Below are 24,444 nucleotides of genomic sequence, written 5' to 3'. Positions count from 1 at the left end.
TGAAATTATCAGTCGAGCTTGGCGGTGGGCCCGATTCCGAGCATCGAGAGCAGCATCCTGCACTCGTCGGCGTCCTCGGCGTATGCAGCGACAACGCGCTGTGCCTGGCGGGCGGTCTCGTCGGCCAAGGGTTCGAGATCCTCGTCCGCGATGTCGGTCTCGGCGGTCGTGTTCGCGGCCATTCTTGTCCTCTCGGGGCTTGCTGCTGCGTCAACGCAGTAGTTCGTATCGGCGACTCTATGAGAACCGGGCACGTCGACGCTAGTTGCCCTTCCGATAGTGTCCCTCTAGTTAGGGTCTGCTTACTTGTCGGGAACCGTCTGGGTGGGAGTTGTCTGCGTGAAGACTGGTGGCGCCGCAATTCTGCGTCGAGCTCTGGTGCGCAATCGTGTGCGCCTGGGTATCGGCACACTGCTGGTCTGCCTGCATCAGGTGGCCGAAACGCTCGTGCCGATCGCAATCGGCGTCATCGTCGACCGCGCGGTCGCGACGGGCGATACGTCGGCGCTGGTCGTCTGGCTGTGTGCTCTTGCCCTGCTGTTTGTCGTTCTCACCACAGCGTGGCGGTTCGGTGCCCGATTCCTCGTGCTGGTGATGCAGAACGAGGGACACCGGCTGAGGATGGAGGTGGCGCACCGAATACTCGACCCCCGCGGCGTGCGCACCGACCTGCGCGCCGGCGAACTGCTCTCGGTGTCCTCGACCGACGCAGATCGGTCCGCCTTCATCGCGGACATCGTGCCGCGCGCGGCCTCGGCCCTCACGGCAGCCGTCGGCTCGGCGGTCGCCCTGCTGCTCATCGACGTCCCGCTCGGGCTCGCGGTTCTCGTCGGAACGCCCGTCATCCTGGGTCTCCTGCAACGTGCGGCCCCGCTCATCACCCGACGAGCCACCGACCAGCAAGCCGCGGTCGCGCGGGCCTCCGGCATGGCAACCGACCTGGTGAGCGGGCTTCGTCCCCTCCGCGGGATCGGCGCCGAGGACGCTGCGTCGCAGCGTTACCGCAGCGCGAGCCGGGACGCCCTCGACGCCACCCTCCACACCGCGCGAAGCTCGGCGGTGTTCACCGGGGTGTCGATGACCGTCAGCGCACTGCTCGCCGTCGGGATCGCGGGTTTCGCGGGGTGGTTCGCTCTGGAAGGGCGGATCACGATCGGGGAACTGATCACCGTGGTCGGCCTCTCACAGTTCTTCATCGAACCGCTCGGCGTCCTGGCCGGTCTGCCGGGATCTCTCGCACTCACCCGGGCGTCGGCAGATCGGGTGGCGTTGGTCCTGGACGCCGAACCGTTGTTGCCTGCGGGTTCCGGACTCATCCCGGCCGGCAGCGAGCTGTCGTTGTCGGGCGTGAGCTACCGGTCTCTCACAGCGCTGGACCTTCGGGTCGGGTCCGGTGAGTTACTCGGCGTCGTCGCCTACCGGCCGCAGGACGCCGAGGCGTTGGCCGCGCTGCTGTCCGGGCAGGTTCCGCCCGAGCGCTACGAGGGCGAGGTGACCGTCGGCGGTGTTCGACTCTCGGATGCCGACCGGGGGCACGCGCGGCGGACTGTGCTGGTCGAACCCCACAACGGTGACCTGTTCTCCGGAACGGTGGTGTCGAACGTGACCGCAGGCCGGCCGGATGCGCCGGAAGCCGAGGTCCAGGCGGCGCTGCGGGCGTCCGCAGCGGTCGATGTCATCGATGCACATCCGGACGGTCTCGACCACGAGGTGACCGATCGCGGGGCGTCGTTGTCCGGCGGGCAACGCCAGCGCGTTGCGCTCGCCCGGGCGCTGATGAGGAGGTCTCCGGTACTGGTGCTGCACGACCCGACAACGGCGGTGGACGCGGTGACCGAACACATGATCGCCGGAGGTATCGCCGACTCGCGGCACCGCGACTCCGCGGGCAGCGGCCAGACGACCATCCTCCTCACGAGCAGTCCTGCGTTGTTGTCGGTGACCGAACGCGTCGTGGTCCTCGACGAGGGAACGGTCGTCGCCGAGGGCACCCACGCACAGTTGGCCGCCGACGATGCGCACTACCGGCGGGCGGTGCTGCGATGAGTGAACTGCTCCCCATCGCGTCCGCACGCGACACCTGGGTATGGCTGAGAACCGAGCTGGGCCGGCGGCGCGGACGAAGCCTGCTCACCCTGCTCGTGGCGGCCTCTGCCGCCGGGATGGCACTGGTGCCCGTCTACGTGTTCGGTGTGCTCGTCGACCGAGTGCAGGACGGCGCCCCACCGTCGACGATCGGGTGGGTGGTCGCGGTGATCGCCTCGGCCGCTGTGATCGGCGGAGTCTGCGCCGGCTGTGCGTCGTTCCTCATCCGGAGTCTCGGCGAGGGCATCCTCGCGGACCTGCGGGAGCGAACCGTCGACCGGGCGCTACGGCTTCCGGTGCAGACGATCGAACGCGTCGGCAAGGGCGACTTGCTGTCCCGGGTGGGCGACGACGTGGCGGTGATCGGCAAGGCCGTGAGCGATGTGGTGCCCAACCTCGTGACGGCGATACTTCTGGTGCTGCTGAGCATCGTCACGATGCTGGGCATCGATTGGCGTCTCGGGCTCGCGGGCATGGTGGCCTTGCCGATGTATGCGCTCGCGATGCTCTGGTATCTCCCGCGGTCGGCCCCCGTCTACGCGAGCGAACGCGTGGCGATGGGCGAGCGCTCGCAAGCGCTGATCAGCAGCATGCAGGGTGCCCGCACGGTGCGGGCCTACGGTCTCGAAGACCTTCACCTCGGGCAGATCGACGACGCCTCACGGAAAACCCGGAATCTGTCCGTCGGCGTGTTCGCGCTCTTCACCCGCTTCGCCGGTCGCGGCAACAGAGCCGAATTCGTCGGTCTGGCCACCATCCTCGCCGTGGGTTTCGCGCTCGTGCAACGCGACCTCGTGACGGTCGGGCAGACCACCACCGCCGCTCTGCTCTTCCACCGATTGTTCAATCCGATCGGCATGCTCATGTACACCTTCGACGAGGTGCAGTCGGCGGGCGCAAGCCTCGCGCGGCTCGTCGGGGTGGTGGCTCTGCGAGACGAGGCGGGTGGCATCGCAGGGGTCCCGGCTGCTGCCGAATCGACCCTCGACCTGGTCGAAGTCCGGCACACCTACGACGGCGAGCACGAGGTGGTGCACGGCATCACCCTGCGCGTCGAGCACGGCGAACGAGTCGCACTGGTGGGGTCGACAGGGGCCGGGAAGACCACTGTCGCAGCGATTGCCGCCGGGTCGATCGTCCCGACGTCGGGTTCGGTGCGCATCGGGGGCACCGCGCTGTCGGAGTTGTCGCCGCGCGAACTCCGCCGTCGGGTGGCAATCGTCAGCCAGGAGGTACACGTATTCGCGGGGCCTCTCATCGAGGATCTGCGCCTGGCGGCCCCCGGCGCCTCCGAGGAGGACGCGGCGATGGCACTGAAGACGGTGGGTGCGGCCGACTGGGTGAACGCGCTCACCGATGGTGTCCGCACCGTCGTCGGCGAGGGTGGGCACGAACTGACTGCGGCGCAGGCACAGCAGTTGGCGCTGGCCCGCCTCGTCCTCGCTGATCCCGCGGTCGCCGTCCTCGACGAGGCAACTGCCGAGGCCGGCAGCGCCGGGGCACGGGACCTCGAGGCATCCGCCGAGGCCGCGACCCGCGGTCGGACCACGCTCATCGTGGCGCACCGGCTCAGCCAGGCCGCCACTGCCGACCGCGTCGTCGTGCTCGAACACGGCCGGATCGTGGAGGAAGGACCGCACTCTGCACTCGTCGACGCCGGCGGCCGCTACGCGCAGCTCTGGTCGGCGTGGGAGGGGCGCTGACCCCTGGAACGCGACGGCGAATGTACCTTTCGGCGCTCCCGAGGCGCTGAAAGGTACATTCGCCCCCTCGGAAGGTGCCGGGTGGGACGGTCAGCCTAGGTAGCCGCCGCCGTGGGGGAAGAACTCGGTGCCGGCCAGCTCGGTGCCGTCGTCGAGGCGGACGCGCCGGATCTTGAGTCCCTTGTTCTTTCCGGAGCGGGCGTCGGGTCCGGCGACGATGACCATGCCGTCGCCTTCGTGGATGAAGACACGCCCGGGGGTTCCGCCGTAGTTGCCCTCGGACACTGCGGCCTCGAGGATTCGGATGCGCTGTCCCTTGTAATGGGTGAAGGCGTTGGGATACGGGTCGGACTGCGCGCGAACCAGCCGCTCGATGGCGTCGGCCGGCCAGGTCCAGTCGATGCGACTGTCCTCGGGCGCCCGCTTGTGGAAGAAGGTGGCCTGCGAGCGGTCCTGCGGTGTCCAGTCGGTGCGGCCGGACGCGATGAGGTCGAGGGCGTCGAGGGTGATCGGTCCGATCATGTCGACGGTGCGGTGGAACAGGTCGGTGACGGTGTCCGTGGGTCCGACCGGGGTGGAACGCTGCAGGACGATGTCGCCTGCGTCGAGTTCCTCGTCCATGAGGTGCGCGGTGAGCCCGACCTCGTCTTCACCGTTGATGAGCGCCCAGATGAGCGGTGAGAATCCCGTGTACTTGGGCAGGAGGGAGTCGTGAATGTTGAGGGTGCCGTAGCGGGGCGAGTCGAATACGTCCCGCGGCAGCCACGTGCGCCAGTTGTTGGCGACGATGATGTCGGGGTCCGCTTGTTTCAGGGCCGCCTTGAAGTCTTCGTCGGGCTTGTTCGCGATATGAACGGGGACGCCGTGCTCGGTGGCCAGATCTGCGACGGAGTCGGCCCACATCTGTTCGTAGACGTGCTCGCTCTTGGGATGCGTGATCGCAAGGACGACCTCGTGCTCCGACTCGAGCAGGGCCTTCAGGGTACGGTGACCCCAGGTTTGATATCCGAGTGTGGCGACTCTCAACGCGGTCCTCCTGGACGAGCTTGACGATCAGCGCCGCACAGAAGCGGCAGCAATGCGAGCTTAGGCTATCCAACCCACTTTGGTGAGACCGCCCTTGGAAGGAAGGCAGACATGACGATCGCCACGATCAACGGAATATCTTTGAACTACCAGGTCAAAGGGTCCGGCGATCTCGTGGTACTCATCATGGGCACCGGCAGTCCGGGACGTGTGTGGGATCTCCACCAGACCCCCGCGCTCGTCGACGCCGGCTATCGTGTCTGCACCTTCGACAACCGCGGCATCGCTCCTTCCGCCGAGAGCGTGGAGGGCATCACGATGGATGACCTCGTGGCGGACACCGCCGCACTGATCGACCACCTCGGCGGCGGGCCCGCACGAGTCGTCGGCACCTCGATGGGTGCCCGGGTCGCTCAGGAACTCGCGTTGTCGCGCCCCGACCTCGTCTACAAGGCCGCCTTCCTCGCCGGTCATGCCCGCATGGACTACTTCCAGCAGACGCTCACCGAGGGCGAGCGCGCGCTGCACGACAGCGGCGTCGAGCTTCCGGCCAAGTACCGGGCGGCGGTCACCGCGGTGATGAATCTGTCTCCGGCATCGCTCGTCGACCCGCACACCGCCAGGGATTGGCTCGACCTCTTCGAGTTCAGTGGCGGCAGGACGTCCGCCGGTGTGCGCGCCCAGATGGAGATGGACCGCACGTTCGACCGAAGGCAGGCGTACCGGGCGATTACCACACCGTGTCTGTCGGTCGGGTTTGCCGACGATCGGATGATCCCGCCGTATCTCTCTCGCGAGGTCGCCGAGTCCATCCCGTCGGCTCGCTACTACGAGATCCCAGATGTCGGTCACTACGGCTACCTCGAGCAGCCCGAGGTCATCAACAAAGTTCTGCTGGAGTTCCTCGCGGACTGAGCGTTCCGGTCGACGTAGGGGTTGAGCCGTCGGCGTTACAGTGATATTTGGCACCTGTGAAGAAACTGGGAATCGGTTGTTGCTGGTGGGTAGCCTAACCTAAACTCCTTCGGGTGCTGGTCGTGCGACGAGCACTCTCGACGGACGATCGGATCACCATGTCACCGGACCACTCGGCGGCTGCCCAGGCTCAGTTCCTCTCTGCAGAGAGCGCACACACGTCTGCTTCTACGCCGACCGCGCTGCCCCTCACTGCCGCGCAGTCCGAGGTCTGGGTGGGGCAGGAGTTGCACCCGGGCAGCCCGGTGTACAACCTGTCGCTTGTCGTCGAGGTCGCTGGTCCGATCGATCTGAACCGCACGATCGCCGCTGTCCGGAAGACGGTCGAACGTGCCGAGGCGCTGCACGTGCGTTTCGAGCGGGGAGACGACGACGAACTCCTGCAGGTGCCCACGTCCCCCGACAACTGGTCCCTGGACGTCGTCGACCTGCGCGCCGACGAGGATCCGGAGTCCAGTGCGCATGCCTGGATGGACCGTGACATGCAGACCGTGGTCGCTGTCGGGGGCGAGGAGCCCTTGTTCCATCACGCCCTGCTGCGCACCGGCGACGAATCGTTGATCTGGTACCAGCGCTATCACCACAGCATCATCGACGGCTATGGCATCACCCTGCTGGTAGCCGACGTCGTCGAGCGTTACGCCGACCCCGACCTCGAGACCGCCGCAGGGCCCTGGCCCCTCGACTCGCTGCTTGCCGCCGATCGTGAGTACCGCGGGTCTGCGCGCTTCGTCGCTGATCGAGAGTTCTGGCTGCAGCAGGTGATCGACGCACCGGAACCCCCGCGGTTGCTCCCTCTTGTCGACGACCGGTCGGAAGCACCGATTTCGGCAGTAGTCGAGATCGACGGGGAGGACGCCGACACCCTCTGCGCCTTTGCCGCCGATGCCGGAATTCGCCGCACGCGACTGCCTCTCGCGATCGTGGTGGCGTACATCCACCGGATCACCGGCAGGCGCGACCTCACGTTGTCGCTGCCGATGGCGGCACGGGTCGGGCGCGACATGCGCCGGGTGCCCGGGATGGCCTCCACCATCCTGCCGTTGCGGATTCAGGTCGATTCCGGAATGACTGTGGGCGCGCTGGCCCGGCGGATCGACACGACACTCGTCTCGGTGCTGCGGCACGGCCGTTACCGCGGTGAAGATCTGGCCCGTGACCTGCGATCGCTCGACCCGGACCGGCGGATTTTCGGACCAGGTATCAATTCGATGATGTTCGAGCATTCGCTCACGTTCGGCGGGTTCCCGGCGTGGGTGCGGAGTTCGGCCACTGGACCGGTATCGGACCTCGACTTCTCCATTCGCGGAGGACAGGATTCGGAAGCCATCGAGATCGATCTACGCGCGCCCTACGGCCTGGATGCCGAACTCGAGGAACACCGTCGCAGGCTCGAACACTTCGTCCGCCAGTTCGTCGCCGACCCTTCCGCGACCATCTCCACTCTCGACCCGTTGACCGAGGCCGAACGTCACCAACTGCTGACGGAATTCAACGACTCGGGGCGCGCACAGGAGTCGGCGACGATCCCCGAACTGTTCCAACAGCAGGTGCGGCGCAGCCCGGACGCGGAGGCGCTGGTCGCCGGCGGGATCCGCCTCACCTACCGCGAGCTCGGTGAACGGGTGGCTCAGCTCGCCCAGCACCTGCGGCTTCGCGGCGTGGGATCCGAAGACGTTGTGGCCGTGGGTTTGCCGCGCTCGGCCGAGATGGTGGTCGGGCTCCTGGCCGTGGTGTGCGCGGGCGGCGCCTTCGTTCCCCTCGACCCGTCGTGGCCGCACGAGCGTCGCGTTGCCGTACTCGAGGACGCGGGGGCGGGCCTCGTCCTCACCGGATCCGGCGGGGTGGCGGACGCCGGTGGCAGCGCCGTCCCGGTCGACCTGGCGGACTGGGCGTACGCGGACTACTCCACCGACCTGCCCGCTCTCACCGTGCAGGGTGCCCGACTGGCGTACGTCATCTTCACCTCGGGATCGACGGGTCGGCCCAAGGGTGCGATGATTCGCCACGACGCGGTGTGCGCCCGCTTGCTGTGGCAGCGTGACGAGATTCTGCATTTCGGGTCCGGGGACGCGTCGTTGTTCAAGGCCCCCTTGGCTTTCGACATCTCGGTCAACGAAATTCTGCTGCCCCTGGTGTCGGGTGGGCGGCTGGTGGTGGCCGAGCACGGCGGGGAGCGCGACCCCCAGTACCTGCTCGACCTCATCGCGCGGGAGTCGGTGACGTTCGTCTACCTCGTCTCCTCGATGCTCGACGTACTCCTCGACCTGTCGCGGGGCACGGATCGGTTGTCGGTACTGAAGCATGTGTGGTGTGGCGGTGAGATTCTCACACCGGAACTGTTCGAACGTTTCCGCGCTCAGTTGTCGACGACGCTATATCACGGTTACGGTCCGGCAGAAGCGACCATCGGTGTGTCACACGTCGTGTACCGGGAAGACGCCGCACGGATCGCGACGTCGATCGGCCGCCCCAACCCCGGCACCCAACTCTATGTTCTGGACGGCCACCTGAACCCGGTACCGCTCGGTGCGAGTGGTGAGCTCTACGCGGGCGGATTCCTGCTCGGACGCGGGTATGTCGGTGCGTCGGCGCTGACGGCGGCACGCTTCGTTGCCAATCCCTTCGCCGCCGACGGTTCACGCCTCTACCGCACCGGTGACCTGGCCCGGTGGACCCCTGACGGTTCGCTCGACTTTCTCGGCCGCGCCGATAATCAGGTGAAGATCCGGGGGATGCGCCTCGAACTCGAGGACGTGGAGGCGGGACTCGCCGCGCATCCCGCCGTGCGGCACAGCGCCGTGGTGGTGCGGGAGACGCCGACCGGCGCCAAGTATCTCGCCGCCTACCTCGTGCCCGACTCCGGTTCGGCACTGGACGATTCCGAACTGCGGACGTGGGCGTCGTCGAGGCTGCCCGAGTACATGGTGCCGGCGGCTTTCGTGATTCTCGACCGGTTTCCGCTCACGGCCAACGGCAAACTGGATCGGCGGGCCCTGCCGGAACCCGATTTCGGCGCGGCGGGGAACAAAGTCGCCCCGCGTACCGCCGTCGAGGAATCGTTGTGCGCGTTGATGGCCGGAGTCCTCGGAGTGGAGTCGGTCGGGGTCACCGATGACTTCTTCGCCCTCGGCGGCGACAGTATCGTCGCCATCTCTTTGGTGAACCATGCCCGCAGGGAAGGGTTGTCGATCAGTCCGCGCGAGGTGTTCCAGCTCCGCACCGCCGAAGCGCTCGCCCGGGCCGAGGCCGGGCGCGAGGTTGCGGCGGTCGACACGGACGACATCGCGTTCGGCGCTGTGGCCGGCACTCCGATCCTCGCCCGCATCAGCGACGCGGGAGACGGCATCACCCGGTTCCACCAATCGGTGCTGGTGCAAACCCCACCCGAACTCGACGAACAGCGTACGCGCGAAGCGCTCTCCGCCGTCCTCGAGCGGCACGACGCCCTGCGAGCACGGCTGGTTCGCGGGAAGCGGTGGACACTGTCGGTGCCGCACTGGGATCCCTCCTCGGCATCCGACGTGCTGCGCGTCGTCGAGGTCGAGGGCAGCATGGATCAGCTCCTTTCCGAGCGGCTCGACGGCGAAACCGCGGCAGCGCTCGACCGGCTCGATCCTGACGGCGGCGCGATGCTGCAGGCCGTCCTCTTCCGGGCGGCCTCCGGTCCGGGCAGGCTGCTTCTGATCGGCCACCACCTGGTAGTGGACGGCGTCTCCTGGCGCATCATTCTCGAAGACCTGGCGCAGGCGGGAACTGCTCTCATCTCCGGTGCCGAGCCCGCCCTCGAGCCCGTCGGCACGTCATTCCGCCGGTGGTCTGCGCTGCTCGAAGAACGCGCGCACACGGGGTCTTTCGATTCCGAACTGCCGTTCTGGAAGGCAGTGACGTCGACTCCCGAACCGATGCTCGGATCCCGTGCACTCGACCCCGCGGTCGATCTGGCCGGTCAGGCCGAAACTCTCACGGTCACGCTGGCTCCCGAGTTCACCCGCCCACTGCTGGCGGCCGTTCCCGCGGCGTTCTCCGGGTCCGTCAACGACGTGTTGCTCACCGCGTTCGCCGTGGCTGCCGCGAGGTGGCGGGCCGCTCGTCGCGGGGAGGCCGCGCCGGGTCCGGTCCTGCTCGATCTCGAAGGGCACGGACGCGAAGAAGACCTGGTGCGCGCGCCCGGTGCACCGGCGGTCGATCTGTCTCGGACCGTCGGCTGGTTCACCACGGTGTATCCCGTGGCGATCGACGCCGATGTGGCGGACGGCGACGAGGCGCTGGCGTCGGCGCTGAAGGCCGTCAAGGAGCAGCTGCGCAGCATCCCGGGAGCCGGTTTCGGATACGGGGCACTGCGTTACCTCGGTGACTCGGTGCCGGAACTCGAGCACGCGCCGACCCCTCAGGTGCTCTTCAACTACCTCGGCCGAGTCGCGGCCGGGGGAGACGTCGACTGGTTGCCTCAGGCGATGGGCGGCGCCGACGACCCACGCATGCCGCTCGGGCACGTCCTGACTTTGAACGTGATTGCCGAAGACGGCGGGGGCGGGCCGGTGCTGTGCACCTCCTTCACCTGGGCGCCCGGCATTCTCGGGCGGGACGACGTCGAGGCGCTCGCCGAGGAGTGGACCACGGCGTTGTCGGCCGTAGCCGGAATCGAACGCCTGGGCGGGGGCACACCGTCGGACTTCCCGCTGGTCGGATTGACGCAGCAGGACGTCGACGCGTTGTCGGGGCCGTCCGATGTGCTCCCGCTGACGCCGTTGCAGGAGGGAATCTACTTCCAGTCGGCGTTCGAGGACACGGGTTCGGACCCCTACGTGGTGCAACAGGTCATCGAGCTGAGCGGCCCCGTCGACCCCGGCGCACTGCACCGGGCCTTGCAGACCGTGGTCGATCGGCACGCTGCTCTGCGCACCGGAATCTCGTCCGTGTCGGACGGCCGGATCGTGCAGGTGATCCGCGACGGCGTCCGGGTACCGATGGACGTGCTGGACCTCGCCGAAGTCGCGGACCCGTTCCAGCGGATCGAGGAGGTGCTGGCCGCGGATCGCACTCGCGGCTTTGTCTTCGACCGGCCGCCGCTGCTGCGCTACACCCTCGCCCGACTGGAGGCGGAGAAGTACCTTCTGCTGCAGTCGATCCACCACGTGATCGCCGACGGGTGGTCGGTGCCAGTGATGCTGCGGGAGATGCTGGCCCTCTACAGCACGTCGGGTACACCGCCGGTGTTGCCGGCACCCACCCCATACCGCAGCTACCTCGAATGGCTGGCCGCGCGGGACCGGGATGCGTCCCTCGAGGTGTGGCGAGAGGCGCTCAGGGACCTACCGGAGCCGGTGGAGTTGCCCCGCAGCGCGTCTCCGAGCGAGTCCGGCATTCGCAGCGTGCAGGTGGCGCTGCCCGTCGCGGACACCGACGCTCTCGTGGCCGTCGGCCGGGCCCGCGGACTGACCCTGAGCACGCTCGTGCACGGCACCTGGGGACTTGTCGTTGGCCGGCTCACCGGCACGGACGACGTGGTGTTCGGATCCACGGTGTCCGGGCGCGGCGGCGACCTGCACGGAATCGAATCCATGGTGGGGTTGTTCATCAACACCGTCCCGGCGCGACTACGGTATCGGCCCACCGAGACGGTGGCCGAGGCGCTCACGCGATGGCAGGACGAGCAATCGGAGTTGCTCGACCATCAGCATGTCGGATTGGCCGAACTGCGCCGCGATGCCGGCTTGCACACCATGTTCGAGACACTCGTCGTCTTCGAGAACTACCCGCTGGGTGACGGCGCTGCCACCGACCCGTCCGGCTCCGTACGCCTGACGAACGTGCGTTTCGACGAGCACCCGCCGTACCCGATGACGCTGATCGTCGTGCCCGGTGACACGGTGAAGCTCGAGCTGAAATACGATGCCACGCGCATCGATTCGGCGACGGCCGACCGTTTTGCCGAATCGATGGTGGCTTATCTTCGCGAGGTCACTCGCGACGCCGACCAAGCCGTGTCGAGTGTGGCTCTGGCTTCACGTCGACCGGTCCACTCGGCCGTGCCCGATGCGCGTCCGGCGTTCCCCGACACGACACTCACCGCTCTTCTCGCGGAGCAGGCAGCCCGAACACCCGACGCGGTGGCCGTCGTGTTCGAGGACGAACAACTTACCTATGCCGAGTTGCATTCCCGGGCCAACCGTCTCGCGCGGCTGCTGATCGAGCGTGGCGTCTACCCGGGGTCCAGGGTGGCCGTGGCGTTGCCACGTTCACTCGACCTGATGGTGTCGCTGCTGGCGATCGGCAAGGCGGGCGGAGCCTATGTGCCGCTCGACACCGGCTACCCCGCAGAGCGATTGGCGTACATGCTCGAGGACGCGCACCCGGTGTGCGTGGTCACCGACAGCGGGTCCGCCGCTCTCGTCAGCGTCGCCGGCGTTCCCCAGATTCGCGTCAGCGAAGCGGACGACTACTCGTCGGCGCCGCTGCCCGAGTCGGGCTCGCCGGGCCATCCCGCGTACGTGATCTACACGTCCGGTTCGACCGGTCGGCCCAAGGGCGTCGTCGTGCCGCACGCCGGTATCGTCAACCGACTGCTGTGGATGCAGTCGTTCCGGCCGATCACCCCGTCGGACAGAGTGCTTCAGAAGACTCCGGCCAGCTTCGACGTCTCGGTGCCCGAGCTCTTCGGCGCTCTCCTCGCGGGCGCTACCGTCGTACTCGCGCGGCCGGACGGGCACAAGGATCCGGGCTACCTCGCGAATGTTATCGTCGAAAAGTCCGTAACCAGAGCACATTTCGTCCCATCGATGCTCGAGGCGTTCCTCGCCGAGCCTGCCGCGGCCGGTTGCACCGGGCTGCGGATCATCGCCTGCAGCGGCGAGGCGTTGCCCCTGGCGTCGGCACGGCGGGTGGCCGAGGTGCTGCCGGGCGTGGAAGTCGACAATCTGTACGGGCCGACCGAGGCCTCCGTGGAGGTGAGCTACGCGGCGTCGGTGCAGAACATCGACGCTGCAGCGTCGTCGGTGCCGATCGGCTTCCCGACGTCGAACACCGGCTTGTACGTCCTCGACCGGTACTTGCATCCGGTGCCGCCGGGTGCCTCGGGAGAGCTGTATCTGTCGGGACCACAGGTGGCCGACGGATACCTCGGCAGGGCAGCGCTGAGTGCGGAGCGGTTCGTCGCCGACCCGTTCTCACCCTCCGGTACTCGCATGTACCGCACCGGCGATATCGCACGGATCAATGTTGACGGAGCTGTCGAGTATGTCGGCCGAGTGGACGATCAGGTGAAGCTGCGGGGCTTCCGAATCGAGCTCGGCGAAATCGAGGCACACCTGTCGGCCTGTCCCGGAGTGCGGCAGGCGGCCGCCGTCGTCCGTTCGGACCGGCCGGGCAGGCAGCAGTTGGTGGGCTACCTCGTGGGCGATATCGACCTCGACGACGTTCGTGCCCGGCTGAGTTCCGCTCTGCCCGAGTACATGGTTCCCGTCCTCTTCGTCATCCTCGACGCGTTTCCGCTCACCCCGAGCGGCAAGCTGGATCGCACCTCTCTTCCGGCGCCCGCCCCCCCGGCTCCGGCCGAGTCGGCACACGCCGGCGGCAACGGCACCGCAGAAATGCTCGCCGCCCGTTTCGCCGAGGTCCTCGGGCTCGACGTGGTCGGGGTGGACGACGACTTCTTCATGCTCGGTGGAGACAGCATCCTGGCCATCCGGCTCGTCAATCTCGCACGGCGGGAGGGGTTGACGATCACCCCACGCCAGATCTTCGAGCAGCGGACACCGGCTGCCCTCGCGAGGCTCGCAGGTGACACGCCGGCCGCCGTGGCCGAGGCCGCAGTGCCCGTCGAGTCGGGGACGGGGGCGCTGTTGCCGCTTCCCGTCGTCCACCGGCTGTCCGAGTGGAGCGGTGAGAAAGACCGCTTCAACCAGGCCGTTCTCCTGCACACACCGGCCGGCACCAGCAGCGACGTGGTCACTTCCGCGCTGCGCTCGGTGATCGCCCATCACGACGGGCTTCGCCAGCACCTGACCCGGCATGCGCCCGGAGTCTGGTCACTCGAGATCGCGGAGACGGCGGAGGCGTCGATCCGCCGGGTCGACGCGACCGGACTCGACGACAAGGCACTGCGTCAGCTGGTGGCCGCGGAATCCGACGCCGCCACCGACCGGCTCGACCCCGACAGCGGGGCCATGGTGTCGGCCGTCTGGTTCGACGCGGGACCGGACGAGCTCGGCAGGCTTCTGCTCGTCGCCCATCACCTGGTCGTCGACGGGGTGTCCTGGCGAATCCTTGTCGAAGACCTCGCCATGGCCTGGGTGGCCGCCGACAGCGGACAGGCCGCGGCACTCGATCCGGTGCCCACGTCGCTGCGGACGTTCTCGCGCATCGTCACGGAACAGGCGCACGAGCCGACACGTCTCGCCGAACTCGACCACTGGCTCGAGGTCACCGAACCGGGCGCCGACCTCGTCCCCGGTGTTTCCGGTACCGCGGTGGTGGGCAGTGGCGCTCGTCGCACCCTTCGCCTGGACTCCGCGCTGACGAACGCGCTGCTGACCACCGTTCCCGCAGCGGTCGGCGCTGACGTCACGGACGTGCTGGTCGCTGCACTGCGGCTGGCTGTCGATCGGTGGCGCGCAGCGAGCGAACGTAACCAGGACCTCGTGGTGGACCTCGAACGGCACGGCCGCGAGGAACTGGTTCCGGGACTCGACCTCTCGCGCACGGTCGGCTGGCTGACCAACGTCGCGCCGGTGCGGTTGCCTAGCGCCGGCGGCCCACTCGACACCCTGAAGGCCGTCAAGGAACAGCTGCGTGCGGCGCCCGACGGCGGCATCGGATACGGCATGTTGCGGTACCTCAACGCGCGGACCGCTCGACTCCTCGGGTCGCGGTCCGAGTCCCAGGTGTTGTTCAACTACCTAGGCCGGATGCCACACGCGGTGTCCGGGCCGTGGACCCCGGCGGCTGAATCCGATTCCCTCCTCACGGACCCCGATGCCGATTTCGGCGCGCCCTACCGATTGGTGATCAACGCGCTCTGCGAAGACGGCGAACAGGGTTCGCAGCTGCACGCCGTCTTCGCCTGGTCGGGAGACGACCTGAGCGAGGACGACGCGATCGCGCTCAGCGAGGGCTGGGCGTCGGCTCTCGGCGAGTTGGCGGAGTCGGTATCGGAACATCGCGGGCCGGCGCTGCTGACCCCGTCGGATCTGCCGCTGGTTCGCCTGACCCAGGATGAGATCGACCGCATCACGGCGAGCTGCCCTGCGGGCGTGGAGACGGTGCTCCCGTTGTCACCACTTCAAGAAGGGTTGTACTTCCAGGCAGGGTTCGCGGCGGGTTCGGACATCTACACGGCGCAGTTCTCGCTCGATTTCGCGCACCGACTGGACCCCGACCGCCTTGCCGCTGCGCTGCGCACCCTGCAACGACGCAACCCCACGCTCCGGGCGGGATTCGTCAGTGACGGGCTCTCGGCTCCGGTGCAATTCGTCAGCGCCGGGCTCGACGTGCCGATCACCGAATACGATCTTCGGGATCTGGGTGACACCGAACGGGCCGACTACGCCGAGGAATTGGCCGCCCGCGACCGTCTGACGCCGTTCGATCTGACGGCCCCGCCGCTGTGGCGCGTGATGGTTCTCCATCTCACCGACGACCACGACCGATTGGTGGTCAACCGGCAGTTCCTGCTGTGGGACGGGTGGTCCAACGGCCTGGTGGTGAGTCAACTTCTCGCCCTCTACGATTCGGCGGGCGACGACTCGAGCTTCGGTTCCCCGGAGGGCACCTTCGAGGACTACCTGACCTGGCTGGCCGCACAGGACCCGGACGCAGCGCAGGCGGCATGGACGGAAGCCCTCCGCGGACTCGAGGAACCCACCCTGGTGGCCGCGGCGGCGGTGGACGACCCACGGCCGCCCCAACGCCGGGACGCCGTGCTCGATGCGGACCTCAGTGAACGCCTTCGTGCCGCCGCCCGCGGTGCCGGTGTCACCTTCAACGCCGTGCTCAATGCCGCTCTGGCCGTCGTACTCGGGATCGAAACGGGAAGAGCGGACCTGGTGTTCGGCACCACGGTGGCCGGCCGGCCGCCCGAGGTGCCGGGCCTCGACGCCGTCGCCGGCATGTTCCTCAACACCGTCCCGGTCCGCTTGACGTTGCGTCCCGGCGAGACCGTCACCGAGCTGCTGCGCCGGGCGCAGTCCGAGCGGCTGGCGCTGACCCCGTACGACTACCTCGGTCTCGCCTCGATTCAGCGCGTCTCGGACCACCGGCAGCTCTTCGACGTGCTGTATGTGCTGCAGAATTTCGTGGACGAGAAGCAGGTGTCGGCGCTCAACGCCGCCCACGACATCAGCGGCGGTGACAGCATCGACCACACCCACTACCCGCTGACCGTCGTCGTGACGCCGGGCGCCAGCGTGAAGGTGAAGTTCGAATTCCATCCCCATCGCGTGTCGCAGTCGCGGGTGGAATCCATGCTGGCCCGCTTCGTGGACCTGCTCGCACAGTGGTCCACCGACATGTCCGGGATGGTGGGCAGTATTCCCGGTGCGGCCGCGGTCACCCCGCCGGCGAGCAGAGCGTTGCCCGACGCGACCATCGCCGACCTGTTCGCGGACGCCGCCCGGCAGCGCCCGGACCACTCGGCTCTCGTCTTCGGGGACCGCACGGTGACGTATGCGGAACTCGACGCCGACATCAACCGCATGTCGCGGCTCCTGCTCGATCACGGCGCCGGCCCCGAGAAGATTGTCGCGCTGGCACTTCCGCGGTCGGTGGAAATGGTCGTGGCGTTGTTCGCCGTGCTGCGCACCGGATCCGCCTACCTGCCACTCGAACTGGACCACCCCGCCGAACGCCTGGTGGGCATGCTCGACGATGCACACCCGGTCACCTTGGTGACCACCGCCGAGGTCGCGGGCACGCTGGCCGCGGCCCACGTCGACGTCCTCCCTGTCGACACCGCACTTCTCGACACCGTGTCTTCGGAGCCGCTGTCCGATGACGAACTCGGAAGCTTCGTGCCGGGGACGCCGGGACGGCTGGACCATCCGGCGTACGTCATCTACACGTCGGGGTCGACAGGCAAGCCGAAGGGTGTGGTCACCCCGTACCGCGGTCTGACCAATATGCAGTTCAACCACCGTGAGGCAATCTTCGAACCGGTGGTGAGCGCCGCGGGAGGCCGGCGTCTGCGCATCGCCCACACCGTGTCGTTCGCGTTCGACATGTCGTGGGAGGAACTGCTGTGGCTCGTCGAAGGCCACGAGGTCCACATCTGCGACGAGAACCTCCGCCGCGACGCCGAAGCCCTGGTGTCCTACTGCGACACCCACCGGATCGACGTCGTCAACGTCACGCCCACGTACGCGCAACACCTGATCGAGGAGGGATTGCTCGACGACGGTGACGGACGCCATCGGCCACCTCTGGTGCTGCTCGGCGGCGAGGCCGTGTCGGATTCGGTATGGAACCGTCTGCGGGACACCGAGGGAACGTGCGGTTACAACCTGTACGGCCCCACCGAGTACACGATCAACACCCTCGGGGCGGGCACCGGCGACAGCGTCACTCCGACGGTCGGAACTCCCATCTGGAACACCTCGGCGTATGTACTGGACGCCTGGCTGCGTCCGGTCCCGGACGGTGTTCCCGGTGAGCTGTACATCTCCGGTGTCGGGCTGGCACGCGGCTACCTGGACCGGTTCGCGTTGACGGCGGAGCGGTTCGTCGCCGATCCGTTCGGCACATCCGTACGTATGTATCGGACGGGCGATCTGGTCCGCCGCCGTGAGGACGGGAATCTCGACTTCCTCGGCCGCACGGACGATCAGGTGAAGATCCGCGGCCACCGGGTGGAACTCGGCGAAATCGCGTCGGCGCTCGAGGCGTTGGACGACGTGCGCCAGGCTGCCGTGGTCGTCGACACCGGCCCGAGTGGTTTCAAGCGGCTCGTGGGCTACATCGTCCCCGTGAGTACTTATCAACCGCGGGATGTTAACAAGTACTCACGGGGGCTGCGCGCAACCCTTCCGGACTACATGATTCCGGCCGCGGTCATCGAGGTCGAGTCGTTGCCGATGACCGTCAACGGCAAGCTCGACGTCAAGGCGCTCCCGTCTGCGGAGGAGGTGCTCGGCGTCCACGCCGGTGCCCGCACCGAACCGCGGGACACCACCGAGCGGGTGCTGTCCAACCTGTTCGGTGACATCCTCGGCGTTCCTGCTCCGGGTGTCGACGACAATTTCTTCGACCTCGGCGGGCACTCGCTGCTGGCCACTCGCCTGATCAGCCGGGCCCGGGCCGCCCTCGACACGGACCTCGGCATGCGCGACCTGTTCGAGGCGCCCACCGTCGCCGAACTGGCCGACCGCATCCGGGGCAACACGGGGTCGACGCGTCCCGTGCTGACCGTGAGGCCGCGCCCCCGGAATCTCCCGCTTTCGGCTGCGCAACAACGTTTGTGGCTTCTGCAGCAGATGGACCCGGATTCGGCGGCCTACAACTTCCCGATCGTGCTGCGACTGCGGGACGGGCTCGATCCCGGGTTGCTGGCGCAGGCACTGGCCGACGTGGTGGCGAGGCACGAATCGCTCCGCACCGTGTTCGGGCAGCACGACGGCGAACCGGTGCAGGTGATCCTCGACGACGTGCGACCCGACGTCAACGTGGTGGACGGCACGGATGCCGATCTCTTCCGACTGGTCGGCGACACGGTCGGGCGCCCGTTCGATCTGGCGACGGAGATCCCGATCCGAGCGGCCCTGATCCGGATCGGTGACGAGCAGGTGCTGGCGATCGTGTTGCACCACATTGCCACCGACGAATGGTCCGACCGGCCGTTCCTCCGGGACCTGATGACGGCCTATGCCTCCCGAGCGCAGAATTCGGCACCGGCATGGGAACCGCTCGACGTGCAGTACGCCGATTACACCCTGTGGCAACGGGAGATGCTCGGTGATCCACAGGACCCGTCGAGCCTGGTGAGCCGTCAACTCGACTACTGGGCGAAGACTCTCGACGGGGCACCCGAAGAACTGGTGCTCCCCGCCGACCGCACTCGCCCGGCGCGACCGAGCTTTTCGGGTGGTGCAATCGAAACGGTGCTGAACGCCGCCACCACGCGCTCGCTCCGTGCCTTGGCGCGCACCACCGGCACGACCATGTTCATGGTGATGCACGCGGCATCCGCGGCGTTGCTGCATCGGCTCGGTGCGGGGGACGACCTGCCGATCGGGGCACCCGTCGCGGGAAGAAGCGAGCAGGGTCTCGACGACTTGATCGGGTTCTTCGTCAACACCGTCGTGTTGCGGACGGACGTGTCCGGCAATCCGACGTTCGACGAGTTGCTGAGTCGGGTCCGCGGCATCGACCTGGCCGCGTTCGCGCACTCGGACGTGCCGTTCGAGGCGGTGGTGGAGAAGGTCAATCCCGGCCGCACCCTGGCCCGGAACCCGCTGTTCCAGGTGATGGTCGGCTACCACAGCCGGACAGCGGATGCTGCTCTCGCACCAGCTCTTTCGGTGACTCCGGTGCAGTTCGAGGAGCGCACCGCCAAGTTCGACCTGGTGTTCAACTTCACCGAGTACCTCGACGAGGACCGGGTGGAACTGCGTCTCGAGTACGGCAGCGACCTGTTCGACCGCGACACCGCGGCGAAGATCGCACGTCGACTGATCTCCGTGTTCGATACGGTCGCAGTGCAGTCGGACGTTCCGGTCGGTGACCTCGACGTATTCCTCGACGACGAACGAGAAATGGTGGTGCGTGGGTTCAACGACACCGCGCTGCCCGTGGCGGAGGAAACGTTCTACGAGGCGTTCGCACGCCACGTGGATGCCGCTCCGCACGCTGTCGCTGTGGTCGACGAGCACGGTCAGGCGTCCTATGCGGAATTGAGTGCACGCGCCGACCGCATTGCGGCACTGCTGCATCGTCGCGGGGTGTCGGTCGAGAGCGTTGTCGGGCTGGCTGTTCCGCGGTCGGTGAACATGGTGGCCGTGGTGCTCGCCGCACTGAAGCTGGGTGCCGCCTACCTGCCGCTGGACCTGAACCATCCGTCCGACCGCATCTCCTACATGCTCGCCGACTCCGGCGCGCAGGTACTCGTGACGACCATCTCGGAGAGCCCGCGCATCGCAGAGGTCGACGGACTGAGCCGCGTCCTCCTCGACGACGCATCGATTCTCGCCGAACTCGACACCGCGCACGGCGAAGATCTGCCGTGTCCGCCGCGAGGTGTGGACCACGCCGCGTACGTCATCTACACGTCGGGTTCCACCGGAAAACCGAAGGGCGCGATCCTCACTCACGACGGCATTCCCAGCCTGGTGGCCACGGCGCAGGAGCGGATGCGACTGGTTCCCGGTTCGGTGGTCATGCAGTTCGCGTCGATCGGCTTCGACGTGGCGGTCTTCGAGCTGTCGATGGCCCTGTGCACGGGTTCGCGTCTGGTCATCGTCCCGGACGACGCCAGGGTGGCAGGACCTGAACTCACCGACTTCATGGCCGAGCACGCGGTGACGCACGCGATCATCCCGCCGTCCCTGCTGGCGGCGCTTCCCGCAGGGTGCGTCGTCCCCGAGGGATGCACGGTGCTGGTGGGAACGGAGACGGTGCCGCCCGAGCTGATCGGCCGATGGGCGGAAAGGCTCAATCTTCTCGCCGCGTACGGGCTCACCGAGGCCACCGTCAACAACACTCTGTGGCAGGCCGAACCGGGCTGGACCTCGGCCGTGCCGATCGGCATCCCCGACCCCAATGAGCAGGCGTACGTGCTCGACGACCGCCTGCAGCCGGTCCCGCCCGGGGTGGCGGGGGAGTTGTACATCGCCGGGCGTGGGCTCGCACGTGGGTATCTGGGCCGGCCCGACCTGACCGCGGCACGCTTCGTGGTTTCGCCTTTCGGTGCCGCGGGTTCGCGGATGTACCGGACGGGTGACCGGGCGCGTTGGCGGGCAGACGGCAACATCGAGTTCCTCGGGCGTGTCGACGATCAGGTGAAGATTCGTGGATTCCGCATCGAACTCGGCGAGATCATCGCAGCGCTCGGGAGTCATCCGGGTGTCAAGCAGGCTGCTGTGGTGGCAGACAGGGAGGGCGACATCGTCCGGCTCGTCGGCTACGTGACCCCGTCGGAGGATCCCCTGTCCGACGCCGTGGACCCACGGGCCGTGCGCGAGCATGCGGCCACACGACTACCCGACTACATGGTGCCCACCCTCGTCGTGGTGCTCGACGGCGATCTGCCGTTGACGCCGAACGGAAAGCTCGACCGCAAGGCGCTTCCCCTGCCGGACTGGTCCGCGTTGACGGGGGACGGTACCCCCCGGACGCCGGAGCAGAAGGAGATCGCCGGGGCGTTCGCGGAGATACTGCACCTGCCGTCGGTGGGGATCCACGACAACTTCTTCGACCTCGGTGGAAACTCGATGGCGTCGATGCGGTTGGTGGGCAGGATTCGTCAGCGATTCGGCGTCGACATCGGCATCCGCGACATCTTCGACCGGTCCACGGTGGCCGAACTCTCGGCAATCGTGATCGCTGCCGGCGGCAGCGGGAGGCCGGTGCTCGCACCGGCGTACCCACGCCCGGACGTGGTGCCGTTGTCCGGTCCGCAACGCCGGTTCTGGAATCAGTTCCGCGCGGCCGGAAGCGACGCGACGGCCAGTCATGCACTGTCCCTGCAACTCCGCGGGACGGTCGACCCGGACATCCTGGCGCAGGCGTTGGGCGATGTCGCGTCCCGTCACGAACCGTTGCGCACCGTGTATGTCGAGATCGACGGCACCGTGATTGCGCAGGAAGCGGTTCCGCCGATGCTCGACGTGGTCGACGTCGGCGACGGTGACGTGCACCGCACGGTCTTCGCCCTGGCTCAGAAGCCGATGGACCTCACCGAGGAGTCGCCGCTCCGTGCCCATCTCGTCGGCGGTGCGGACGGAACCCAGGCCCTGCTCCTCGCGATGCACTACATCGCGGTGGACGAGTGGTCGGTGGTGCCGTTGCTCGGGGATCTGCTGGGGGCGTACGCCTCGCGTTCGGACGGCAGTGCCCCGGAGTGGGAACCGCTGCCGGTGAGTTACCCCGACTACGTCGTGTGGTCGCAGTCGCTTCTGGGCCACCCGGCGGACCCGGGCAGTCGGCACGCCCGACAGCTCGCGTACTGGCGGGAGCGGCTGGCCGGACTACCGGCGCAGTTGGAGCTGCCTCGCCCGGTTTCGCATACCCCGCCGCGGGCGGAGATCGTGCCCGTGGAGATCGACGCGGATCTGCACGCCGCGATCGACGTGCTGGCGAGCCGTACCGGAACCAGTCTCTTCATGGTGTTGCAGGCAGCGCTGGCGACCATCCTGACGCGGCACGGTGCCGGTACGGACATCCCTATGGGTTCTCTGGTCGCGGGGCGACCGGAGGAGGCGCTGGACCACCTGATCGGCTGCTTCTTCAACATCGTTGTGCTGCGGACGGACACGAGTGGAGAACCGGATCCCACGGAGCTGTTGCGGCGTGTCCGTGCGAACAACCTCGATGCCCTGGACAATCAGGACATCGCCTTCGCCGAGGTCGTGGACGCCCTCGACGAAGGCGACGTGAGGGTGATGCGTCCGCAGATCATGCTGGTGCATCACGAGCAGGCACGCCTGTCGCATCTCGGTGCGTTGGACGGGTTGATGCCGGTGCCGGTCGGAGTGCCGGATGCAGACCTGACTCTGAGCTTCTACGAACCCGTCGGAGAAGGGGCGGTGCACGCCTACTTCTCCTTCTCCTCGGCGGTGCTGGAGTGCGACACCGTGGCGAGGTGGGCCGCGGAGTTGACGGCGCTCGTGGCGAACTGGAGCGGGGAGGTGGCATGACTTCACGTGATCCGGATCGCAGAGTCGGGGCCGAGATGGCTGTCCCAGAGGGGCATTCTTCTTGGTACTGTGCTGGAAATAAGGATAGGCTTCACTACCTTCTAGGGCAGACGGCAGCTGGGTCGGGTGCGACGCGGCGTCGAGGACGGGACAGCGTGCTATGAACGAATCGCCGCAAATGGTCGATACGGATCTCCCAGTGCGAGATGTCGTGGGTGTCGGGTTCGGACCTGCGAATCTCGCACTGGCGATTGCCATCGAGGAACACAACGCGAACTGCGCGCCGGGAGAGCAGATCAGCGCGCAGTTCCTGGAGAAGCAGGATCGTTTCGGGTGGCATCCCGGAATGCTGCTCGACGGGGCGACGATGCAGATCGCTTTCCCCAAGGACCTCGTCACATTCCGCAACCCGCGCAGCGCGTACACCTTCTTCAACTACCTCTTCGAGCGCGGCCGTCTCGTCGATTTCGTCAACCACCAGACGTTCTTTCCCACCCGGCACGAGTTTCACGACTACCTGCAGTGGGCCGCGGGACGTGTCGGCGCGGACGTCCGGTACGGCACGGCGGTGGAATCGGTGCGAGGCATCCGCAACAGCGAGGGAATGATCGACCGTTTCGAGGTCCGGGCGTCGGACGGCACCGCGGTGATCGCCCGCAACGTCGTGATGGGTGCGGGTCTGCGCGAGCGTATTCCGGAGTGGGCCACGCCCTCCGTGCGGTGCTTCCACAATCATCAGTTCCTGTTCCGGATCGGTGAGTTGCCCACCCTCGCCCACCAGCGATTCGCCGTTCTGGGGGCCGGCCAGAGTGCTGCCGAAATCGTGCAGTACCTGCACGCCAACTACCCTGAAGCCGAAGTCCACAGCGTCTTCTCGCGGTATGGCTACAGCCCGGCGGACGACAGTCCTTACGCCAACCGCATCTTCGATCCGGAGGCCGTGGACGATTTGCACGGCGCACCCGAGGTCGAGCGCCTGCGGCTGCTCGATGTCCATCGCAGCACCAACTATTCGGTGGTGGACATCGAACTCATCAACGAGCTGTATGCCAAGGAGTACCAGGAGCGGGTACGTGGTCGGCGCCGCCTCTTCATGCGCCGCGCCTCCGAGATCGTCTCCGTCGAGGAAAGTTCGGACGGCATCGATGTGGCGGTACGCAGCGCCGTCGACGGCCTCACGGACACACTTGCCTGTGATGCGTTGATTCTTGCCACCGGGTTCACTCCGGCGCCTCTCGAACCGCTCCTCGGCGAACTCGCACCGGCAGTGCACCCGCCGCGTGAGGTGGGGCGCGATTATCGGCTGGCGGTTTCACCGGACGTCACAGCGGGAATCTACCTTCAGGGCGGCACGGAGAAAACGCACGGAATCACGTCGTCGCTCCTGTCGAACGTTGCCGTGCGGGCGGGAGAGATCTTGACATCTGTCGTAACACGGCGTGGCCGGATCGGCACGCTTGCTAGTGTGAACGCACAGGACACGTATGCGACAAGCGAGGCGAGATGAGCACCAATCCATTCGATGACGAAGAAGGCCGCTTCTACGTGCTGGTGAACGACGAAGAGCAGCACTCTCTGTGGCCGACGTTCTCTGAGGTGCCGGCGGGCTGGCGTGTGGTTTTCGGCGAAGAGAGCCGCGCAGCATGCCTCGAGTACGTGGAGAAGAACTGGACGGACATGCGGCCGAAAAGCCTGCGTGAGGCCATGGAGGCCGACGAGAAGTCGGGTGGTCGTCACAGCGTCGACAAGAGCTGACCTGCTCGGAGCTGCACTGCGGTGACAGCTCGCCGAGTCCACGGCCGTTCGATCCG

8 protein-coding genes are annotated in these 24,444 nt (G+C 67.4%); 6 read left to right on the top strand and 2 right to left on the bottom strand.

Features of this window, described 5'->3' with window-relative positions:
* Positions 1-8: 8 nt before the first annotated feature.
* A complete protein-coding gene (locus HYG77_RS10860) occupies positions 9-182 on the bottom strand; it encodes a hypothetical protein (protein ID WP_201453505.1) in 174 nt (57 codons plus the stop codon).
* Between the two features lie 157 nt (positions 183-339).
* On the opposite strand from HYG77_RS10860, the gene HYG77_RS10855 reads away from it, so the two are divergent.
* Together HYG77_RS10855 and HYG77_RS10850 are read left to right on the top strand one after the other, a co-directional pair.
* Positions 340-2,046 carry an ABC transporter ATP-binding protein gene (locus HYG77_RS10855; protein ID WP_208962649.1) on the top strand — a complete coding sequence of 569 codons (1,707 nt, stop codon included), beginning with the start codon at positions 340-342 and terminating at the stop codon, positions 2,044-2,046.
* Positions 2,043-3,788 (top strand): ABC transporter ATP-binding protein, encoded by a 1,746-nt coding sequence (locus HYG77_RS10850; RefSeq protein ID WP_208962648.1) that lies wholly within the window; start codon positions 2,043-2,045, stop codon positions 3,786-3,788. Before HYG77_RS10855 ends, HYG77_RS10850 begins: the two co-directional genes overlap by 4 nt.
* A 90-nt stretch (positions 3,789-3,878) precedes the next feature.
* Here HYG77_RS10850 and HYG77_RS10845 read toward each other — a convergent pair whose 3' ends face one another.
* Positions 3,879-4,814, bottom strand: a complete 936-nt coding sequence (locus HYG77_RS10845) for a methionyl-tRNA formyltransferase (protein ID WP_208962647.1) — start codon at positions 4,812-4,814, stop codon at positions 3,879-3,881.
* A 111-nt stretch (positions 4,815-4,925) separates the two neighbouring features.
* On the opposite strand from HYG77_RS10845, the gene HYG77_RS10840 reads away from it, so the two are divergent.
* The 4 genes from HYG77_RS10840 (at position 4,926) to HYG77_RS10825 (ending at position 24,388) form a co-directional block, all read left to right on the top strand.
* Positions 4,926-5,729 carry an alpha/beta hydrolase gene (locus HYG77_RS10840; RefSeq protein ID WP_208962646.1) on the top strand — a complete coding sequence of 268 codons (804 nt, stop codon included), beginning with the start codon at positions 4,926-4,928 and terminating at the stop codon, positions 5,727-5,729.
* Between the two features lie 158 nt (positions 5,730-5,887).
* The gene (locus HYG77_RS10835; protein WP_208963351.1) at positions 5,888-22,633 is read left to right on the top strand and encodes a non-ribosomal peptide synthetase; all 16,746 of its coding nucleotides are present in this window, start codon (positions 5,888-5,890) and stop codon (positions 22,631-22,633) included.
* Positions 22,634-22,793: 160 nt separating this feature from the next.
* Positions 22,794-24,140 carry a SidA/IucD/PvdA family monooxygenase gene (locus HYG77_RS10830; RefSeq protein WP_208962645.1) on the top strand — a complete coding sequence of 449 codons (1,347 nt, stop codon included), beginning with the start codon at positions 22,794-22,796 and terminating at the stop codon, positions 24,138-24,140.
* A complete protein-coding gene (locus tag HYG77_RS10825; RefSeq protein WP_109326935.1) occupies positions 24,137-24,388 on the top strand; it encodes an MbtH family protein in 252 nt (83 codons plus the stop codon). Before HYG77_RS10830 ends, HYG77_RS10825 begins: the two co-directional genes overlap by 4 nt.
* Positions 24,389-24,444: the final 56 nt, after the last annotated feature.

This window comes from Rhodococcus sp. ZPP, assembly GCF_017656075.1.
GTDB lineage: Bacteria > Actinomycetota > Actinomycetes > Mycobacteriales > Mycobacteriaceae > Rhodococcus_F > Rhodococcus_F oxybenzonivorans.
The sequence above is the reverse complement of the archived record's forward strand: the minus strand, read 5'-3'. Positions and strand labels throughout refer to the sequence as shown.

Bases quoted from the DNA above. Each gene is read 5' to 3' on its own strand.
- HYG77_RS10860 (WP_201453505.1), bottom strand. From the start codon at position 182: ATGGCCGCGAACACGACCGCCGAGACCGACATCGCGGACGAGGATCTC.
- HYG77_RS10850 (WP_208962648.1), top strand. From the start codon at position 2,043: ATGAGTGAACTGCTCCCCATCGCGTCCGCACGCGACACCTGGGTATGG.
- HYG77_RS10840 (WP_208962646.1), top strand. From the start codon at position 4,926: ATGACGATCGCCACGATCAACGGAATATCTTTGAACTACCAGGTCAAA.
- HYG77_RS10835 (WP_208963351.1), top strand. From the start codon at position 5,888: ATGTCACCGGACCACTCGGCGGCTGCCCAGGCTCAGTTCCTCTCTGCA.
- HYG77_RS10830 (WP_208962645.1), top strand. From the start codon at position 22,794: ATGAACGAATCGCCGCAAATGGTCGATACGGATCTCCCAGTGCGAGAT.
- HYG77_RS10825 (WP_109326935.1), top strand. From the start codon at position 24,137: ATGAGCACCAATCCATTCGATGACGAAGAAGGCCGCTTCTACGTGCTG.